This is a genomic window from Microcoleus sp. B6-A1, assembly GCF_036705085.1.
GTDB lineage: Bacteria > Cyanobacteriota > Cyanobacteriia > Cyanobacteriales > Microcoleaceae > Microcoleus.
Genome location: NZ_JAUBTU010000039.1, coordinates 20,477 through 39,896, shown reverse-complemented (window position 1 = coordinate 39,896; position 19,420 = coordinate 20,477). Strand labels below are relative to the sequence as shown.

Sequence of the window (19,420 nt, the reverse complement as noted above, 5' to 3'; positions counted from 1 at the left end):
AGAAATGCTTTTGGCATTCGACAGCAAAAACCATGCTTTCATCAATTAAGAACGTCCTTACCCTATAGGCCGTTGCTATACCTGTGAGCTGTGAGACGCTGAAACTCCTGCAGCGAAAACTTTTGGGGAGTTATGAGGCTTAGGGCTTTCGGGAGGCTGCAGCCCGGTTGAGGTGAGGCGGGGAAAGCTGCTGCTGTTGCGGGCGCGAGCCCAGGAGGGTTGACATGCGCGGACGATCGATCTTTTTTTGGTCTTTTTTTCCGGGGCGCGGTGCGATGGCTACGCCCCGGCTTACGCCTACGAACTTCTCGATATGAGCTTTATTACCCAATCCAAATCTTAGCAGGTTTTCCTCAGCAATTTCGAGCCAATCTGGTGTCTAAATTGTGACTATATAATACCCTAAATTGCGCCGTTCTTCCACAAATTTTCTAGATATTTTTTATTGACCCCAGACCCGTCCTATAAAATTTTATTTTTACAACCTCTGAATAGATTTAAATCCAAGTAATATAACATAATTTCTCCGCTGTCTGTTAGCTAAATCACACATTTTTATAAAACATTAAGATAGGATAGTATAGCGATAAGCTTTTAACGCTACGAGGGTGCTAAGATTATGAATTATTTGCTAAGTTGGCCTTGCGGCTGCTGCGACGATTGGAAAGATAGTTCCGAGAGTGCTGTGGTACTCAGAAACGGGCAGCGCATTTGTCAGTCGTGCTACCAGCGCAAATACAAGAACCAGAAGTTATTCGCCAGACGCAGGCGATCGGACATATCTGTCTCACGGCAGACAGTAACAGAGACGGTCGCTTATTAATAATGCGCGAGCCTTTGAATAAAGCCAAGTATTTCGACAACCTCGCATCAGCGGTGGGAATTAATAATCAACAAAAAAAGAATGAATTTCGTCATCAGTCATCAGTCATCGGTCATTGGTGATCTGTCACTAATTTCATTATTTATCATCAGTCACTTGAAAAGCAGGTAACAGATTTTAACTTAAAAAACTAATGACTGACGACTAATGACTAATGACTAATAACTAAATGATAGTTCCATCAGGAATCGTGGCATTTTTCAGGACTACGATAATGCCGCTGCGGATGTAAAAACCTTGGTTTTCGCGGTTGGCTTCTTCCACTCGGTCTTTATTAATTAATTGAACATTGCGGCCGATGCGGGCATTTTTATCCACAATCGCGCGGCGAATTGTAGTATCTGCACCGATACCGAGGGCGACGCCGCCGTTGTCCAAACTCGAATGCCGTTCGGCGTCGGGTTCGTAGAAGTCAGCACCCAGGACCAGGGTGTCTTGAATCGTACATCCAGCTTCAATGCGCGATCGAACTCCCAACACAGAATGGTCGATCCGGCACTGTTTGAGAATGCAGCCTTCAGCAATAATCGATTCAGTCACGTGAGTATCTAAAAGCTTAGTCGGCGGCAAGAAACGCGGGCGAGTGTAAATCGGCGCCTTTTCATCGTAGAAACTGAAAGGTGGCTGAGGCTGTTTTGTCAGAGCCAAGTTAGCCTCGTAAAAAGCCTCAATGGTTCCGATATCTTCCCAGTAATCGTCAAACAAATAAGCTTGAACGTTGTGGTCTTTTGAAGAATTCGGAATTATCTCTTTACCAAAATCAGTTTGGTTTGGAGATTCTTTCAGCAGTTTAATCAGAACTTCTCTTTTGAAGACATAAATCCCCATCGAAGCAATGTAAGGGCTTTCCTGAGCCTGCTGCGCTGTCAGTCCCAGTTTAGTAGTATCCACCTGCATTTGTTTGAGCGCATCGCCTTTTGGCTTTTCGCTGAAAGAAACAATGCGGCCGGTGTCGTCGATTTTCATCAAACCAAAATCCGATGCCCGCTTCTCGTCCATGGGCAAAACCGAGAGGGTGATATCGGCGTTGGTTTCGCGGTGTCTCTGCACAAACTTCTGGTAGTCCATGCGGTAGAGGTGGTCGCCAGAGAGAATCAAGTATTCATCAACGTCCCACTGTTCTAGCAGCGAGAGATATTGGCGAACTGCGTCGGCTGTCCCTTGAAACCAGTTGGGGTTTTCCTGAGTTTGCTGGGCGGCGAGTACCTCGACAAATCCCTCGGTGAAGCCGGAAAACTGGTAGGTGCGAGAGATGTGACGGTTGAGGGATGCCGAGTTGAATTGGGTGAGGACGTAGATTTTGACTATTTCCGAGTTGATGCAGTTGCTGACAGGAATATCGATGAGGCGATATTTGCCTGCGAGGGGAACTGCGGGTTTGGCTCGCAGTTTGGTTAGGGGGTAAAGGCGGGTGCCTACACCGCCACCGAGGATGATGGCTAAAACTTTTTTCAAGGAACTTTCTCCCTAGGGTCGATTAACTCTCCAAGTACAGTGTCGGACGGTGAGGGCTTCTTGACAAGGGGGGGGAGCAAGGAAGTTTTGAGTTTTGAGTTAGGAGTTGAGTCGGTTACCCACAAACCAGGTTGTTTAATCCAAATACTTCTTCAAACCCTCAATAAGAGTTAAAAAATCCGGTTTATGAGAGTTGGAGTGTGTCCGGGGCTGGACTTAGGAGTTTTGAGTTGTGAGTTAAAATACCCATCAATACCATATGGATATTTTAAAAATTTTTGAGTTGTGAGTTAAAATACCCTTTCATAAATAAGGGCAGTTTAACAAAAGAATAAGGTTCGGGGTTTTGGCTGTTAATTACAAGTTTTTTGGGTAAATTCCCCGTTTTGGCAATTTCTCGATCGACGCTCATGGCGCTATTGTTCTTTTTCAAGGCCGGTCTATCGCACCGCCACGCCCGCTGACAATCAAGCATCCAGGATACCCGCCACGTGATTCATCCGTCCAGAAATAAAAAACCTGTATCTGATGAAACTTGCCCCGCGAATTTCTCTCGCGCAAGTCAATGCTTCAATTCTAAAATCTAAAATCTCAAATCTAAAATCGATTGACCCTCTGTAGGGGATCAAAGTGCGATCGGGTTCTGCTTGAATTTGATCCGGTTCTTTTTGCTGGCGTTCCTGTTATCTGAGTTTGTGCAACTCCACGGCACTCAGGAAGCGCCGCCCGTCGGGACGATAAATTTCTAGGTAGAGTCAGTTTTCAATCTTAGATTGACTGCAAATTTGTGTAATATTTTACAATTTGTCGATCGACAAGAAGGGATAAAATGTCTATTCTCTACCAAAAGTTAGATACCCTAGAAACCTCTGCTACTGTAGCCTAAGCCGTAAAAGCTAGAAAAAGTGTATGCAAATTCAAACGCCGGACTGGGTTAAAAACGCCGTATTCTACCAAATATTCCCCGATCGCTTCGCCAAAAGCAAACAGCCTCGCAAACGCCTGCTGCAAAACTTCATGTGGGAAGAATGGCACGCAGTCCCCACCCTGCAAGGCTACAAAGGCGGCGACTTGTGGGGCGTGATGGAAGAGCTAGACTACTTGGAAGACTTAGGCATTAACGCAATTTATTTCACCCCCATATTTCAGTCGGCCTGCAATCACCGCTACCACACCCACGACTACTATCAAGTCGATCCGATGTTGGGTGGCAATCCGGCTTTTAAAGAGCTTCTAGACGCAGCTCACGATCGCAACATCAAAGTTGTCCTCGACGGCGTATTCAACCACGCCAGCCGCGGCTTTTTCTTCTTTCACGATATCCTCGAAAACGGCCCCGGCTCTCCTTGGCTCGATTGGTTTAAAATTGAAGGCTGGCCGTTATCTGCCTACGACGGCAATTTTCCTGCTAATTATGCCGGTTGGGATGGGAATCGAGCCCTTCCTGTATTCAATCACGACAATCCAGAAGTGCGAGAATACATCATGGAAATCGCCGAATATTGGATTAAATTTGGCGTCGATGGCTGGCGGCTGGACGTTCCTTTTGAAATTAAAACCCCGGGATTTTGGCAGGAATTTCGCGATCGAGTTAAAGCAGTTAATCCCGAAGCTTACATTGTGGGCGAAGTTTGGGAAGATGCGAGAGAATGGCTCGACGGCACTCAATTTGACGGGGTAATGAATTATCTTTTTGCTGCACCGACTATTGCTTTTGCAGCGGGCGACAGGGTAGATTTAACTCAAATTGAAGGCCGTGCTTACCATCCCTATCCGCCGCTTTTTGCTAAAGAGTACGGCGACAAAATTCAGCAGGTTTTGGAACTGTACCCGTGGCCAATACAGCTAACTCAACTTAATTTGTTGGCCAGCCACGATACTGCGAGGTTGTTAACAATTGCAGGAGGCGATAAAGCTAGCGTCGAACTTGCTACTTTGCTACTGTTAACTTTTCCGGGAGCTCCTAGCATTTACTACGGCGATGAAGTTGGTTTGCCCGGTGCTCTCGATCCCGATTCTCGCCGCGGTTTTCCCTTACAAGCTCGCTGGGAACTTGATGTTTTAGATTATCACAAGCAGTTAATAGCTTTGCGGCACAAATACGCTGCCCTCCGCACTGGTTCGTACCAAGTTCTGTTTGCTGAGGGAACAGTTTACGTTTTTGCCCGAATTTTGGGGGATGAGGAAATAGTTGTTGCTGTCAATGTCGCGACCGAAGCAGCTAATATTAGCTTTGAGGCCGCTAATTTGAAATCTCCTCACGATAAATTGCTGTATGGGAAAGGCGAGTTTGTTTGGAAAGGTGAAGGGGAAACTCGGCTTTTAGAATTGATGCTGCCGGGGCGCTCAGGATTGATTTTAGGTTCTGATAATTAGTTCAGCAATTACGCAAGTGTCACGAGCCAATAGACTTGTAGGGTGCGTCAGACCGAGTTATGGACGGATGATCGATGGCTTGGGATCTGACCCACCTTACTAATTGTGACACTTGCGTAAGTTCTCTAGTTTAAAATGTAAGGTGCGCCCATAAGCACCCTACTAAATTTAGAGATGCCGCAAGTTTGATTATGCTGCAACCAATGCTGGTATTAGCACCGCATCAATGATATGGATGACGCCATTGTCGGCAAGAATATTGGAAGTGAGAACTTTAGCATCATTCACTTTAAGTCCGTCAGAAGTATCAATTCCTACCACAGAACCTTCCACTGTTTCAGCAGAACTTAACTCAAGCAAGTTCTCAGTTAGTACCTCGCCAAACAGAATGTGATAAGTCAGAATTTTCTTGAGCTTGGGTATGTCTTCCAGCCAAGACGTAATAGTGTTCGTAGGAATTTTGGCAAATGCCTCATCAGTTGGTGCTAAGACGGTGTAGGGGCCCGGACTTTGCAATAAATCTAACAAACCAGCCGCTTCAATAACAGTCACGAGGGTTTTGAAAGAACCGGCATTGGTGGCAGTCTCGACAATATCAGCCATGATGTTTTTCAGGAGTGCAAATAGCAGAAAATGAATCAGAGGCGACAATCATTTTAGCAATTTACAAATAGCAGAAAATGAATCGGAGGGATGATGATTATTTTAGCCATTATAAGTTAATTCGGTTGCCGGCCCTGATGGCTAGGCGCGATCGACCTTTGTGGCTTATACTTGGGTCGCCTCCTCCCCTTTGCGGAAAAACTGCTTTAAAATCTCTCCGGGTTCTCTGTCCCAGGTGTCGATATGTTCGTAAATTAAGCCGTCTTTATCCAGTTTATAAGTAGAGTAGCCGTTAAAAAAAATCCGAGCTTTCCAGGGAACCCGCAGTGTCCCGCGAACAGTCCAATTTGCCACAATAGTATCAGGGGCTGTCTGACCTACGTCGTGCAGGTCGAAGTAAATCTCGTTAAAGAATAGCTGCCCGTGAAATCGCAGAGTCCAAAAGATAATGCGATAGTTGATTTTTCCTTTAAATTTGTTAACAGGGTCTTGAAAATAAACATCTTTTGTGTAGATGTCGTAGGAGATGTCTTTTTCAAAAAGCGTCGGGAGATCCGCTTTCAGGGTGTCTACTGCTTGTTCTACCTGCATTTGATATTCGATCGCACTCAAACGACCACCTTGTGACAGTATTAATTTATGACTTTAAATGAATAATCTCGATCGGCAGCGGGAGGAGAAAAAAATTGATACTTCAACCAGCTCTAATCTTACCTCTAATTATATTGTCCGCCTCGGCCTTTCTGCTGACCCGGACTTGCGAAATCGAAACCTTGGCACAGATTTGACAGAACACCCCCACTCCTCTGACATTCTCGCAGAAATCAACAGCGGCAAGCTGTTGATGGTAGATAGCCGTCGCCGGAACGGCCTAATTTTGATTAAACGTTTCCACGCGGAGTTTGCCGGGCCTGGGGCTGCCGTTGGGGGCGCTTTTGATGTTGACTCTGTGCAGGCGATTCCCGTGGGCGATTTTTGTTTGGTTTGCCCTCACTCTCCCCAAGAAATACAGAAAGCTTTGGGAATTCGGCGGCAGTGGGTGCGGTTAATGGAACAGTTAACGGCAAAGCCTACAGCTTTGGAACGCGCACAAATGGTTTTAACTCAGTTTGAACAATATTTGGATTGGGAAACGGTGGCACAAATTCCCGATGAAGCTTTGGCACTTTTAGTAGGCGTATTTCCCCAAACCATTCGGGCGGCGCGACAAGAAAATGATCTAAGATGAAAATATTTTATCTATTTCCCAATTCTCAACTGTGGCAGCAAACTATCGAATCAGACGCCAAATTAAGGACACCCTAACTGATACTTTTAATTCAGACAATCCCCGACAATCGGTGAAAATCTTCAGATAGCACACTCATCAGACAGGTCCCAGAGTATGGTGGTATCCCACAAAGCTTTGAGAAAAATCCCCAAAGCGCCATTAAAATCGCGGGGTATTTCATAACCACAATTGGGACATTTAAAACTTTTAGAGCCACCCAATTTTTTGTGAATATGACCGCATTTTGTACAAGTTTTAGAAGTGTATTCTTCAGTCACCCTAACCAATCTCGAACCGTAACGATTACAGAGATGCTCCAAGGTTTGCGAGAACTGATAGAATGCCCAAGTCATCATCGCCCTCGCCGATTTGGAATTGAGCTTACGAGCGCCTTTTGCCACCATTTGAGAAGTTTCAAAGGTGGGTAAATAAATGACATCGTAATTCCGAGCCAAGTAACTCGCTACTTGTTTGTGGATTTCAGAACGTAAATTTTTGATTTTCGTTCTTACCTTTTCCATAGCTTGTTTTAGTCGATAGCGCAATCGAGAGAACTCACCGCCTTTAGAACGGCTAAGTTTTGATTGCATTTTGTCTAAATGCTGGCACAATCTCGCAATTTTCCCAAAGTCATATTTCCCGAATTCAGTAAAAGAATTGCCGTCAAATCCAGTTAAAAAACAGCGCAGTCCGGGGTCGAGCGCGACAGTTTTTCCGCCGTTTTTAGACTCCGGAACGTTGATCTCTACTGGCATATTCACAAACCAGCGTCCCTTGTTGTAAGTGACTTCTACGGCTTTGTCGTAGTTAATTAAGCAAAAATCTTGTCCAGTCCACAGAGGTTTCTCCAAATTTTTACTGGCATTCGCCATTAGATGACCGTTTTTATAGTCGCCCGGAGCGAACTGAATAGTCTGCTTTTGGGCTCGGATCGATCTGAATCGGGCTATCTTCAGTCCGACTAAAGGATGGGGTTTTGCCTTTTTCCCTTTACCTATTTGAGCGGGTTGTTTGTCAGTTTTCTTCCAAGCTGTATAAGCCTCGAAAAGGGCGTTATCTAAACTGTGGGCTATTCCTAACTCTTTACACCATTTAGGGATTATTTCGTCGCCTAGAGTTTTACAAAAGCTCCGAAAAGCTTGCTTGCCAGAAGTTTTTAAGACTGGCTGGTTAGTTTTTTTCTCTACAGTGTAGTAGATAAATTTTCCCTGGTGTTTATTCAGGTAAGCAATCGCATTGTTATACACTTTTCGATTGGCATGAATTCTCAACATCCAAACTTTCTTCGTCTCCCTCTTTGGATAAACCCGGTACGTCAGAGTCTTCAATGATTTGCTTTTTGTACTTTCTGAGTCCGTACAATCGGCAACTGAAGACGTGGATGATGGCAAGTATGTCTTCAACCATCTCCCGTTCTGGACTGAGTGAACTATTGTTGAGAACCACAATCTTGCACCCGCCCCGCTCCGCAAACCATGAGATAAGATCGAATCCGAACCGGCATAATCTATCTTTTGAGGCAATGACAACCATTCCGATGTCGCCTGTGTAAATGTGTTCCAATAGGGCGATAAGACCTTTTCTTTTGAAGTTGAGGCCACTCCCGATGTCTTGGATGATTTCGCATCCGGGGTAGCGAGACAGAAGAAAGTCAGCCTGTCGTAAAAGATCGGCTTTTTGACTTCGACTGCTAACTCTGGCGTAGAGGATGGTTGGTTTAGTAGATGGAATATTGACAACTGAGTCACAATCGTAGCGTCGCTGTCCTGACGGTGTTCGGTACGCTTTGATTTTCCCTTCTTTTTCCCACCGTTCAAGGGTTTTTGAACATACTCCGAGTCGTTGAACAGCGATTCTTGGTGGTACATATGTGGACATATTGGGTTTGGTTAGGTGAATTATTCCAGTCTACACCAATTGTCTGATTTATAAGGGAAATGTCTAAGAAAAGCCCGTCCTAGGGATTACTCTTCTATCATCCGCTGACAATGCTGTGTTATACTAACCGACAAAGCATCAATATCGAGCGGAGTATTCCCTACAGGAAGCTTGGTGGCAAAAGTGCGACCGAGGTGCAATCTATCCCATACAGAACGTTTTTGCCCTGCTCGCCCACTTCCAGGGTCATGTATCCCGAATCCCGATATTTCTCTATTCCAAACAGGGCTGAAGTGACGGATCAACACTGCTTCTCCCCATGAAACTAAATCGATTTCCCTCGGCGCGACTTTGAAGGCAAAATCCTCTATTTTTAGATTGTCTACAGCTTCGATAGATTTTCTATGCTCTAACAAGCGTCCGTAAAGAGTGTTGCCAATAGTTGTACGCCCCGTCCGACGACCTCCCGGAGCTGCTTTACCTACATAGATTGGCAGACAGCACTTACTCAAGTTTGCCTGTTTAATAAGGTTATACATTGAGAAGTCGCCCTGGTAGTACAGCAAATATGCTCCGCAATATTGGATCAAATCCTCCCTGACACGATCCAGTTCCTGAAGATTATAACAATTTTGCTTGCCACAGAAAGCGATTAAGTTTTCTTGTATATCTGGCGGTACTCTAAATACTTCGAGCATGGAGTAAATTCTCACATCTAAAATCTCAAATTCATTGACTACACTCTCGCTGTTCTAACTGTCTCCAGCCGCAATCTAATGCTAGAGGCAATAACTTCTGCCAAAGCGACTGGTACAGCATTCCCCAACTGCTTCATAGTTTCTGTCCAACTGTGAGGAAAGAAGTATTCGTCAGGGAAAGTTTGCAGTCTAGCAGCTTCGCGAAGCGTAAAGTAACGCACCTGTCCCGTGGTATCAACTAACATATTTTCTCCTCCAGGGACCCCGTGAACTCCTGCTTTTAAAGTTTTAGCTGGTTCATCTAACAAGCTGCCTGTATGGCCTGGATACTTTCTGGCTCCTGGTATAAAAATGTGATTTAGTACGCTGTTTTGGCTTTCTTTATTGCCTTCTTGTGGTAAGTCCGAAATGGCATCCCGCACAGTGCGCCAAGGCTGTTTTTGAGGTGGAAACAAGTTGAACTGAAGATTGAATATGCGCGAGGAAAGCTTGCTAGGTATGTCTGGACGATCGCTTTTAGAGATTTGATTGCGCTCCCAATAATTGCCAGTCACCCATTGCTCCCAATGCAAGGCTTCCTGAGAACAAGTCGGTTCAGGAAAAGACCACTCTAATCCTAAATCCGATCGAAAACCTACAATAAAAACCCTTTCGCGCTTTTGGGGAATGCCGTAGTCTGCCGCGTTGAGTAAGCGAAACACTACACGGTATGATAGTCCCTCACCGCGACCGGCGGTATGATGCTGTTCTAACCGGGACAGGTGATGGGGCCAATCCTCATCCAGTCGTTGTACAACTTCTGGATAAGTGAGTTGTAGGACAATATACTCAAAATATTTAGTGAAGGAGGAACGCAATAAACCTTTAACATTTTCGATAACAAATGCCTTGGGTTTGAGTTCTCGCACGGCCCGAAAAAAGTGCGGAAACATATTTCGATCGTCCTCACTCCCGCAGTGTTTTCCTCCTACCGAAAAAGGCTGACACGGCGGCCCTCCAGTTAGGATGTCTACCCCCTCTTTGAGTTCTAGGGATGTAAAATCGAATTTAGCGATATCTGTCTCAAAAACAGGCCAGTTTGAAATCGCTTTTACACCCCGCCGCTGATTTTCTCGAATTGTCTCGCAAGCATTTTTGTCAAGCTCGATCACTGCTTTGTGACAAAAGCCTGATTTTGATACGCCTATTGCTAAGCCTCCTGCTCCGCTGAATAGTTCTACAGAGTTCATTATTAGCATTGTATTGAGCAACGGTGGATATTAATTTTAATCTAAAATCGCTGCGATTCGATCGACTGTCCGCTGATTTTCCTCCGGTCTACCCACCGTAATTCGCAAACCTCCCCCAGTATGCCTAATTAAAGTACCTCCCTCTTTTAGCTGCTGCATGATTTGTTTGTGTTCCTGTTCGGCAGATTCGCCCTCACCAGCTTTGACTCGCAGGTAAACGAAGTTAGCCGCACTCGGCCAAACTTGCAATTTTTGATGCTGAGTTAGCGCTGCAATTAATTTGGCTCTTTCTGATAGAGTTTCGGGAATGGTTGCTAGCAATAACTGCCGCTGCGCTAGAGCTAACTCGGCTGCAGTTTGCGAGAAACTGGGAAGGTTGTAGGGGAGACGAATTTTTTCTAAGGCGGCTGTGAGTTCGGGATGGGCGATCGCATATCCGACTCTCATTGATGCTAGCCGAAATGCTTTGGAAAATGTCCGCAAAATTATCCAATTCGGGTGGTTGTGCAATTGGTCTGCTAAAGTATTTTGGCTAAATTCAAAATAAGCTTCGTCAATTACTACTAATATCTCTTCGGGTAAATTTGACAACCATTCTATTTCATCGGTTGTCAAAGCATTGGCTGTGGGGGAATTGGGATGAACGACAAAGACTGCGCGCACGGGGGGATTTTGATTTTGGGCTATCGCCCTTTTAGCCACCTCGATATCGATTTCAAAATTTTCCTCTTTCCGCTGAACACTCACAACGGGAATTCCGAGGGTTTGGGCGATTATTCCATACATCGAAAAGGTGGGATTCGCAACGAAAATAGAGCCAGTACCGCCTAAACAAGTAGCTATTAAGATGGATCTAATTAGTTCGTCGGAACCGTTGCCCACAGAAATATTGTCGGCTGTAATGGCGGTTTTTGGCACTGTAACCCCCCCTAGCCCCCCCTTGTTAAGGGGGGGGACATTTAGGGATTCATTGACGTATTGGGCGAGATCCTCTTTGAGCGCTGCGTGGCCTCCGTCGGGATAGCGATTTGTCTCAATTAACTGCTGGTAAGTCCAAGCTAGCTTTTTTTTTAATTCTTCTGGCAAGTCGTAGGGGCATTCATTGGTATCGAGGCGATCGATCGCACTTTCGGAGTGCGCTGGTTCTCCTGATGTGCCGCCCGGATGGGGAGTGTATGCGGTAAGTTCGGCTAAGTCTTTTCGGATAAAGGGAAGCATGGTATAGTTTACGACTTTTTATTTTAGATAATCTGCTTAGAAGCATCTGAACTTAGCATAGAGCTTGTTCTATCTCGAAAGCAAGAGGAGAGGGGGGATTTAGTTTCTGTCGATCGATTGATGCGTTGGCTGTGGCAAATTGATTATTCTTAGAAAGTAACTGCTAATATGTGGAAACCAAGTATGAAAGTCAAGCCTTCCGATCTATCTAAAAATGCCGCCGCTACCCTCATAGCTTTGAGTTTGGCTGTTCTCCCTTCAGCTATGCCTGCCTCAGCTCAAACCGAGTCAGCTCCGGCCCAGAACAATACTGAGTCTAATGGAGTTGTTCTAGACAGAACTCCCTTTCAAGAAAGCAAGGAAGACAACAATCATTGGGGTGCTTTGGGTTTGTTGGGCATCCTCGGTTTGGCGAATCTGTTTCGCAAGGATGAACCCAAACGCTACCGCGATCCGATGGGCCAATAATTGTTTAAACTGCCATCGCACCAGCCAAAAACCAAATCAACCGTCGTGGATTCAGAAACCGGGTTTTTTACGGAAAGACTGGATTATTGCCTTTCATCCCAGCAAGAAACCCGGTTTCTTTGATATTAATGGCCATTTTTGCCACAAAGTTTATTCAATCCCGCCACAAAGCAATCCCGCCCAATAAACCGCTAACATTTGGTACTATTTTAACCTGTGGCGGTAACTCAATAGCAATCTTTTTAGTATTGCCGCCGCCGATGTAAATGCGATCGCAGTTAAAGAGATTTTGCAGATAGGTGAGGGCTTTTTCCAGACGGCGATTCCATCTTTTGGAACCGACTGTATCTAATGCCGATCGCCCTAATTGCTGTTCGTAAGTTTCCCCTTTGCGAAACGGGTGATGTCCTAATTCTAGATTTGGCACCAAGATACCATCGACAAATAAGGCAGAACCGAAACCGGTGCCAAGGGTAATTACTAATTCTACCCCCGTCCCAGCAATTGCTCCCAATCCTTGAATATCGGCATCGTTAGCCACTCGCACAGGTTTTCCCAAGCGATCTTTGAGGGTAGTTTCTAGGTCAAAATCTATCCAAGACGGATCTAAATTCACTGCGGTTTTGATAACGCCTAGACGCACGACGCCGGGAAAACCGACGGATACTCGGTCAAATTCCCCTTGTCCGCTTGCTAAAGAGGCGATCGCCTCTAGTACGGGTTCCGGTTTCGGTGGTTGAGGCGTTTCTAAACGGCTGCGTTCCGTTTGGGGCTCGCCTTCATTGTCCAAAACCATAACTTTGATGCCACTTCCGCCAATGTCAACGGCTAGGGTGCGAGTCGATCGATCTTGTTCAGTCATTTGATTTTTAAGACTTGCAAGTTGGTCAAATTTTAATTTTGGAATTGGCAAAACTTTTGAATCGCTTCCCACATTTCCGCTAGGACATTTCCCAAAGAATGATCGTCTTCTAATTCAATTAATTGCACCCAGGGACGGTTAGCGGCAAAATCTCTGCTAGCTTGAATCGGTATTATTGTATCATGCTTGCCGTGAAGAATTAACGTAGGCACGGAGCGCATTAATTTTTGTTCAGGGTATTGAGCCATATCTGCCACAAACTGATAATTCAGCGGCAGATAACCTTGTTGGCCGTAGTGGTAAACGGGCAAATATTTCTCAGACTGCCATTTTTCTAACTGTTGCTGTCCCAACAGTGGCAGCCAGTGGGAGATAAAGTCAAAAGCCGGTGCTAACAAAACTATTTGTTTTACTGACAATTGTCGCTGGGCCAACCAAGCCGCTGTCAGCCCCCCAAAACTAGACCCAATTATGGTGACTCCCCCTAGAGTTTTTACATTTTCTGTGGGAGATTGGGAGGATGTTGTTGACAAAAAGTCTGTTTCTATTTGGTTTAATTGGCGGGTGAGAGTGAGCCCCGAAAAATTGTTTTGATTGAGATCGGGAGTTTTTAGGTCAATTCCTAGGTAAGAACAGCGATCTCGGAAATATTTTGCCTTAAGGGAATCGGGACTTGAAGCAAATCCGTGTAAATAAATGTAACTCGAATCGTTCTGTAGATTCATCCAGAAATTTTGATGAGACTTCTCAACTAATTATTTTAACTTAAAATGAGTTATAAAAAAAATCCCGACACTAACTCCAAGAAAATATCTACTGAGATTCAAAACATATCAAGCATTCGCACGCATTTAAATTGTTGGGTTTAGAGGGTTTATAAAAAGATAAAGCAATCGCATAGACTTAAAAATGCTGTGCTTTTAAATGGCTTTTACGGAGAGACAAAACCATCGCATAGATTACATAAAAGCTGCCTTTATCAATGCCTGAATTTATTAATATTTACCTGCTTACAATGAATCGCATAGTGCGTACTGTGTACCCTGCGATTCACTCTAAACTACTCGTCAATTACTGGGGCTTTTGACCGTTTTGCATCCGGTTTTTAGCAGTTTGTCGGCGCTGCTGCATCAGTTGAGCTAATTGGCTACGTTGTTCGGCAGTGAGAACTTCTCGCATTGCGAGTGTAATTTCAAATTGCACCTCTTCCAACTGCTGCCTCAATCCGATTATTTGACGGTGTTTGTCGCGTATTTGGCTGGCATTTTCCGTGCCGGACATCATCGTTTCCAATTCTTGTCTGGCTTGGCGGACTGCTTGCATTCGTTGGGAAACTTGGTCTTTGTAGCGATCGCGCACGGCTTGCATTTGCTGCTTTTGGTCTGCGCTTAAATTAAGTTTCTCGAACATCCCACCTTCCCTGCCAGCGGGTCGATTGGGACGCTGGTTTTGGGCAATTGTTTCCGGTTCTAGGGGATTAGGAACTGCTATTGCTGCGGCTGTGCTGCCGAGAGTCAGCATTAAAACGGCTAGGGCAGAAATACGACGAATTGACATGAAAATTACCTCTTTGAGATTAGTTATTTGTTGGCGGTTCGCTATCCGAGGAAACTGGGAAATTCAACCACTCTGTTTGCGGGCGATTGGTCATATTTTCTTGGGGAGAATCATGGAGGACACCCTCCCAGTTAGTGACTAAAAATGCTTCTAACTTAGCAGTTTCCTCATCGGGCAATTGTGCAGTCTCAAACGGACGGTAGCCAGACCAAAGAACTAGCAAACCAGCAGCAATCGCAGACGACACAGCCCACTTAGAAACAGATGATACTTTTAACCTGTCATTAGACTTAGGTGACGTAGTTACTCGCGTTTTTTTCCGCTGGGTTTCATTAACAACGCTCGCCTGATTACTTTCTATTGTCGCTAAAATTTTTAGCTCTAAATCTGGTGCAGCTTCAGGAATATTTGGGCGATGTTGCTTCAAGAAATTAACTAACTCTTGGTCGCTGCTTGGGTTATTCATAGCTCGCTGACACCTTCTTTTTGCAAAAATTGCCGCACAGCATTTCGGGCATAAAACACGCGAGATTTGACGGTTCCCGCAGGCAGTCCCAAAATTTGGGCTACTTCTTTTTGCGGAATGTCTTCTAAGTCGTGCAGCACCAAAACGCTGCGGTGTTCAAAGCTCAATTGCTCCAGTCCCCGCTGCACTAAATCTTGATAGTGCAACTGCATCAAGTCCGAGGTGTTATCTTTGAGAATAACTCGATCCATTGTTTCTTGATTTTTGAGTTGGGAGTCAAAAGAATGCTGTTTAGCAAATGCTTGTCTTTGGTCGGAAGCCACATTCCAAGTGATTCGATAAAGCCAAGTAGAAAAGTTTTCCTGGTGCTTGAGTTTGGGCAATCCTTTCCAGACTCGCAGGAATACTTCTTGCGCTAAATCGTCAAGAAGCGACGGGCCGCAGAGTTGGTAAAGGGTTGACCTGACTTTGTGTTGGTAGCGTTTGTAAAGGTAGCGAAAGCAAGTGCGATCGCCCTTTAAACATTGAGCAACTAAGTCCGAGTCGGAACAGTCATCGGTTAAAACATTGGCTGACACAGCTAACACCTGTGAAGTCTCCCCCACCAGTTCGTTATCTGAAGTGTTTAGACAGGGCGATGGCGAAAAAGGTTCAAATCATTTAAAATTTTATTTTGAGCATGAATCCGCTTGGGCTGGAAAACTGCACCAATGTCAGTAACAGGCAAGATGCCTGTTCCACAAAAATTAAATAAATTTTATTGTGGGCAGTAAAGGTTGGGCTTCTAGCCCGCCCCTAACAGGCAAGAGACCTGTTCCACAAAACTCAATTTTATTGTGGAACGGGCATCTTGCCCGTTCTTAACAATAATGCAAGATGTTATTTATAACTATTTACAGCATTTTTCCAATAAGTATAAGTTTTTAAACCAATACTTTCTTTGTCTTCGTTATAGAGCTCATCTAAACAGTTGAAAAAAGCTAAAGCGTAATTTTTCAATCCCAACTCTGTCAAACTTGTGAGAATCCTAGTCAGCCGCAGGTAATTGTGATTAAATTGTTCAATCCACTCTCTTTTTCTTGACAAATATTCCTCTGATTTCGCAATTACAATTTCTGCGTTTTCCCCTTCGCGGCATTCCAAACCGTAAAATCCCAGCATGACCTTGAACGAATAAAGTAAGCGATTTTTCAACTCTTCACTTGTTCTAAAAGCTTGAATCACCTCATCATTTAAAGTAGGAGCACTGGAATTAAAACGACTCTTTTCTCTCAGCGGAAACAGCCATTGAATGTAATTGTGCACGGATTCCAGCTTCTGGTAATCCCACGACCAAATATCCTCGATCGCCCGACCTTGTGAATCAGGCTGCTGACCGAGATAGAATGCTAAAATTTTGTTTTGTTTTATTGAATCACTCATTAATCTGCTATACAAAAAATCAGAAGGTTACTCTTCAGTCGGTTAAAACTGAGATGTTACACCAATATAAATAAAGGAATTGATCGCGGGGTGGGGGCGGGTTTTTGAGTCTTTGGGTATCTCTTTAAGCTATTGGTGAACCCGCCCCTACAGATTTTTAAGAATGTTGTTCTTCAGTCAGTTTTAACTCACATCTTGCACCATTCGCAATTACCTGTAGGGGCGGGTTCGCCAACAGCCTCTCCGGTTGCAGATAGGTTAAATAAACCCGCCCCTACCCCACCAATAGCCCTTTATTGACATTGGTGCAAGATTTCAGTTTTAACCGACTTTAGCTATTAGCCAGGGACTTAAGTCCCTGGCGGCTTCGCCCGCTTTACCGCAAAGTAACAAACTCTTCAGCAGTCGATGGGTGAATGCCAATAGTCGCGTCGAAGTCTTTCTTCGTAGCTCCCATATTAACAGCGATCGCCATTCCTTGAATAATTTCGCCCGCGTCTTTCCCAACCATGTGCACGCCCAAAACTCTGTCAGTATTAGTTTCAACGATTAACTTGACAAAAGTTTTCTCATCTGCACCTGTCAAAGCATGAAACATCGGCCGAAACTTGGCTGTGTAGCACTTAATTGAATCGCCAAATTTAGCTCTGGCTTGGCTTTCTGTTAAGCCGACTGTAGCCGCTTCCGGCTGGGAAAATACCGCTGACGGGACATTTTCGTGAGTGATTGCTCTCGGATTGTTGCCAAATTCAGTATCTGCAAAAGCGCGTCCTTCGGCGATCGCAATTGGCGTTAAATTGATGCGGTTGGTGCAATCTCCGACTGCAAAAATGTGCTGCTGACTGGTGCGGCTGTCTTTGGTAACTGCGATCGCACCTTTATCTATTTCTACTCCCGCGTTTTCTAAACCCAATTTTTCCAAGTTGGGCAAGCGCCCGGTAGCGGACAAAAGCGCGTCTACTATTAGCGTTCCTTCGGATTTTCCCGACAGAGTTAATTTTAAACCTTCTGGGGTTTTCTCAATGTGGTTGATCGAGCTTTCTGTCAAAATGTTTATTCCGTGCTTACTCATTCCTTCTTGCACGTTAGCGCGAATTTCTTCATCGAAGTAGTGCAGTATTTGATCGCGCCGGATGATTTGAGTTACTTGGCTTCCCAACCCGTTCATAATGCAAGCAAATTCGACACCGATGTAGCCGCCACCCCAAATTGCCAACCGTTTTGGCTGCTCTTTTAGTAGGAAGATTTCGCGAGACGTAATCGCGTGTTCGATGCCGACAATTGGGACTCTTTGCGCTTCTCCGCCCACTGCAATTAAGATTTTAGCTGCGGTAAATTTTTTGTCACCAACTTCGACGGTATGGGGGTCAATAAATTTGGCGTATCCTGAGATTAATTCGACTCCGGCTTTTTCAAGAAAGCTGATGTGCAGTTTGCTCAGCCGCCGCACTTCTGTGTCTACCGTGGTGACGAGTTTTTCCCAATCAAAGCTGCTTTCAACTGGACTCCAACCGTAGCCCACCGCATCTTCGTAAAGGTGCGAAAATGTTGAGGCGTACACCATGAGTTTTTTGGGGACACAGCCGCGAATTACGCAGGTTCCGCCTACTAAGTCATTTTCGGCGATCGCCACTTTTGCGCCGTAGGATGCTGCTCGCTTGGAACTCGCCAATCCGCCGGAACCCGCACCTATCACAAACAAATCGTAATCGTATGTCATAATTGTATTTACCAAAAATCCTCAACTTACCAAGTTTACGCTTAAATTTTCTTAATGATAGCTCAAAAATTTTGCCTTTGAGAACTTCCGATCGCTACATACATAGCTAATTGAGGGGTAAAAAAACGGGGGACTAGCCGATATTTGGTTATAGGATAGCCCCAAAATGCCATCTGTGATGAAAAGTTTAGCCGTATAATAGCAGGTGGCCTCACTCAACCCTACCTGCTTACTGGTATTGTCAGATTCGTTAACTCGGCCCCTACTTTAACTCGGTAGATTGAGCTGGGTCTGTATTCTGATCCTTTGACGCTGTATCATCAGGTTTTTGGATTTGCTTGAGATGAATCTCATTCACCTGATTGATAAAGTTTTCTATTGCCATTTTTGTCATTTGTTGATGTTGGGCTGCGTCCGCTACATCATAGCAACGATAAGCTGGAGTCACTCCTAATACAAATTTCTCCTGTTCCGCTTCTAACAATTCCACAGCCGTGTTAGCAGAAATCCAATTCTCCTGAAAAGGAAAGGAGGTAACTATACTGGCGACTATCGAGGCGACAGCGGGACAAATTACGGGCAGCCACTTGAGCAAAGATTGACCTGGTTCCAATTTGTCTACCAATACTAAAATTGGTGTGACTCCCGAGAAAATCACGGTTGCCAACTGGAAAGTATAGTAAATATTTCTCGAAGTCTCTCTGGTGTTTTTATAGTCGTCAATCAACTCCTGGCAATATCGTAAAGCCTTTTCTCTCACCGGGGTAATCGAATTGTTATCCGAAACATTATTCGGGTTTAAGAGGTAATTATATAGTTCCGCTTTTCTTCGGATTTCTAACAGATTAGCATTATTCCTAGAGTTTTGAGCCAATTGCCTATTGGCCAGGAAGAGAAAAATAAAACTAGAGAGAAAAACAGATCCCAAAATAACGATAAGTTGATTGTCTGGAAAAACTCTGGTAAGGAGGCACGCACCCACAAAAGCGGCTATGGATAAATACTCAACAATTTTCAGGAAAGATAACATTTGTGGACTCGATGAGACTGTATTGGAAATCTCGGTCTGGTTTGTATCTGCAGAAGTAGTCATTGGTTTGTAGTCTGTTTTGTGATCGGACACAAGTTTAGCCTATTTGGGTGTCTATTTCACCCAAGCCCTGTCAACTTGGTGAAGAAGGCCCTGAAACCCTTGAAAAGTTGTTGATGGCGATCTTTAAATATTCCTTGTATAACAGTAGATGACCAATAAACTGGGTTTATTGGTCATCGCCAACGGGTAGGATGACGTAAAGCAGGGCGATCGTATTTTGAC

21 protein-coding genes are annotated in these 19,420 nt (G+C 44.7%); 4 read left to right on the top strand and 17 right to left on the bottom strand.

Annotation, left to right across the window (positions count from 1 at the left end):
* Nucleotides 1-711: 711 nt before the first annotated feature.
* Complete coding sequence (locus tag QUB11_RS16310; protein WP_333257076.1) at nt 712-945, top strand: hypothetical protein; 234 nt, start codon at nt 712-714, stop codon at nt 943-945.
* Nucleotides 946-1,048: 103 nt separating this feature from the next.
* Here QUB11_RS16310 and QUB11_RS16305 read toward each other — a convergent pair whose 3' ends face one another.
* Nucleotides 1,049-2,338: a glucose-1-phosphate adenylyltransferase gene (locus QUB11_RS16305; RefSeq protein WP_333391192.1), complete on the bottom strand. Its 1,290-nt coding sequence runs from the start codon at nt 2,336-2,338 to the stop codon at nt 1,049-1,051.
* A gap of 268 nt (nt 2,339-2,606) precedes the next feature.
* The gene (locus tag QUB11_RS16300) at nt 2,607-2,813 is read right to left on the bottom strand and encodes a hypothetical protein (protein WP_333391190.1); all 207 of its coding nucleotides are present in this window, start codon (nt 2,811-2,813) and stop codon (nt 2,607-2,609) included.
* 434 nt (nt 2,814-3,247) lie between these two features.
* On the opposite strand from QUB11_RS16300, the gene QUB11_RS16295 reads away from it, so the two are divergent.
* Nucleotides 3,248-4,714 (top strand): glycoside hydrolase family 13 protein, encoded by a 1,467-nt coding sequence (locus tag QUB11_RS16295; RefSeq protein ID WP_333391189.1) that lies wholly within the window; start codon nt 3,248-3,250, stop codon nt 4,712-4,714.
* Between the two features lie 189 nt (nt 4,715-4,903).
* Here the strand turns inward: QUB11_RS16295 and QUB11_RS16290 are convergent, their stop codons facing one another.
* Both QUB11_RS16290 and QUB11_RS16285 read right to left on the bottom strand, forming a co-directional pair.
* On the bottom strand, nt 4,904-5,317 hold the full coding sequence (locus QUB11_RS16290) for a fasciclin domain-containing protein (RefSeq protein ID WP_333107900.1): 414 nt from the start codon (nt 5,315-5,317) through the stop codon (nt 4,904-4,906).
* 165 nt (nt 5,318-5,482) lie between these two features.
* Nucleotides 5,483-5,908 (bottom strand): DUF2358 domain-containing protein, encoded by a 426-nt coding sequence (locus QUB11_RS16285; RefSeq protein ID WP_333199006.1) that lies wholly within the window; start codon nt 5,906-5,908, stop codon nt 5,483-5,485.
* Between the two features lie 58 nt (nt 5,909-5,966).
* On the opposite strand from QUB11_RS16285, the gene QUB11_RS16280 reads away from it, so the two are divergent.
* Entirely contained in the window at nt 5,967-6,545 is a 579-nt protein-coding gene (locus QUB11_RS16280; RefSeq protein ID WP_333198935.1) for a hypothetical protein, read from the top strand.
* 122 nt (nt 6,546-6,667) lie between these two features.
* Here the strand turns inward: QUB11_RS16280 and QUB11_RS16275 are convergent, their stop codons facing one another.
* The 5 genes from QUB11_RS16275 to QUB11_RS16255 all read right to left on the bottom strand — a co-directional run bounded on the left by QUB11_RS16275 (nt 6,668) and on the right by QUB11_RS16255 (nt 11,610).
* The gene (locus QUB11_RS16275; RefSeq protein ID WP_333391188.1) at nt 6,668-7,861 is read right to left on the bottom strand and encodes a transposase; all 1,194 of its coding nucleotides are present in this window, start codon (nt 7,859-7,861) and stop codon (nt 6,668-6,670) included.
* Entirely contained in the window at nt 7,827-8,465 is a 639-nt protein-coding gene (locus QUB11_RS16270; protein ID WP_333198932.1) for an IS607 family transposase, read from the bottom strand. Before QUB11_RS16270 ends, QUB11_RS16275 begins: the two co-directional genes overlap by 35 nt.
* 86 nt (nt 8,466-8,551) lie before the next feature.
* A complete protein-coding gene (locus tag QUB11_RS16265; protein WP_333391186.1) occupies nt 8,552-9,178 on the bottom strand; it encodes an Eco29kI family restriction endonuclease in 627 nt (208 codons plus the stop codon).
* A 23-nt stretch (nt 9,179-9,201) separates the two neighbouring features.
* The gene (locus QUB11_RS16260) at nt 9,202-10,392 is read right to left on the bottom strand and encodes a DNA cytosine methyltransferase (protein ID WP_333391185.1); all 1,191 of its coding nucleotides are present in this window, start codon (nt 10,390-10,392) and stop codon (nt 9,202-9,204) included.
* Nucleotides 10,393-10,428: 36 nt separating this feature from the next.
* Nucleotides 10,429-11,610, bottom strand: a complete 1,182-nt coding sequence (locus QUB11_RS16255) for a histidinol-phosphate transaminase (RefSeq protein WP_333391183.1) — start codon at nt 11,608-11,610, stop codon at nt 10,429-10,431.
* A 183-nt stretch (nt 11,611-11,793) separates the two neighbouring features.
* On the opposite strand from QUB11_RS16255, the gene QUB11_RS16250 reads away from it, so the two are divergent.
* Complete coding sequence (locus QUB11_RS16250) at nt 11,794-12,078, top strand: WGxxGxxG family protein (protein WP_333198924.1); 285 nt, start codon at nt 11,794-11,796, stop codon at nt 12,076-12,078.
* 154 nt (nt 12,079-12,232) lie between these two features.
* On the opposite strand, the gene QUB11_RS16245 is transcribed toward QUB11_RS16250, so the two are convergent.
* From QUB11_RS16245 to QUB11_RS16210, 8 genes are all read right to left on the bottom strand, one after another.
* Nucleotides 12,233-12,940, bottom strand: coding sequence for an ROK family protein (locus QUB11_RS16245; RefSeq protein ID WP_333198922.1), 708 nt, complete (start codon nt 12,938-12,940; stop codon nt 12,233-12,235).
* A 32-nt stretch (nt 12,941-12,972) separates the two neighbouring features.
* A complete protein-coding gene (locus tag QUB11_RS16240; RefSeq protein ID WP_333391181.1) occupies nt 12,973-13,665 on the bottom strand; it encodes a YqiA/YcfP family alpha/beta fold hydrolase in 693 nt (230 codons plus the stop codon).
* 346 nt (nt 13,666-14,011) lie between these two features.
* The gene (locus QUB11_RS16235) at nt 14,012-14,497 is read right to left on the bottom strand and encodes a Spy/CpxP family protein refolding chaperone (protein ID WP_333198917.1); all 486 of its coding nucleotides are present in this window, start codon (nt 14,495-14,497) and stop codon (nt 14,012-14,014) included.
* A gap of 19 nt (nt 14,498-14,516) precedes the next feature.
* Nucleotides 14,517-14,963 (bottom strand): hypothetical protein, encoded by a 447-nt coding sequence (locus QUB11_RS16230; RefSeq protein WP_333198915.1) that lies wholly within the window; start codon nt 14,961-14,963, stop codon nt 14,517-14,519.
* Complete coding sequence (locus tag QUB11_RS16225; protein WP_333157121.1) at nt 14,960-15,550, bottom strand: sigma-70 family RNA polymerase sigma factor; 591 nt, start codon at nt 15,548-15,550, stop codon at nt 14,960-14,962. Before QUB11_RS16225 ends, QUB11_RS16230 begins: the two co-directional genes overlap by 4 nt.
* Before the next feature lie 292 nt (nt 15,551-15,842).
* Nucleotides 15,843-16,385: an opioid growth factor receptor-related protein gene (locus tag QUB11_RS16220; protein WP_333198912.1), complete on the bottom strand. Its 543-nt coding sequence runs from the start codon at nt 16,383-16,385 to the stop codon at nt 15,843-15,845.
* Nucleotides 16,386-16,761: 376 nt separating this feature from the next.
* Nucleotides 16,762-18,105 (bottom strand): glutathione-disulfide reductase, encoded by a 1,344-nt coding sequence (gene gor, locus QUB11_RS16215; RefSeq protein WP_333391180.1) that lies wholly within the window; start codon nt 18,103-18,105, stop codon nt 16,762-16,764.
* A gap of 262 nt (nt 18,106-18,367) precedes the next feature.
* A complete protein-coding gene (locus QUB11_RS16210) occupies nt 18,368-18,979 on the bottom strand; it encodes a DUF4231 domain-containing protein (RefSeq protein ID WP_333257071.1) in 612 nt (203 codons plus the stop codon).
* Nucleotides 18,980-19,420 lie beyond the last annotated feature (441 nt).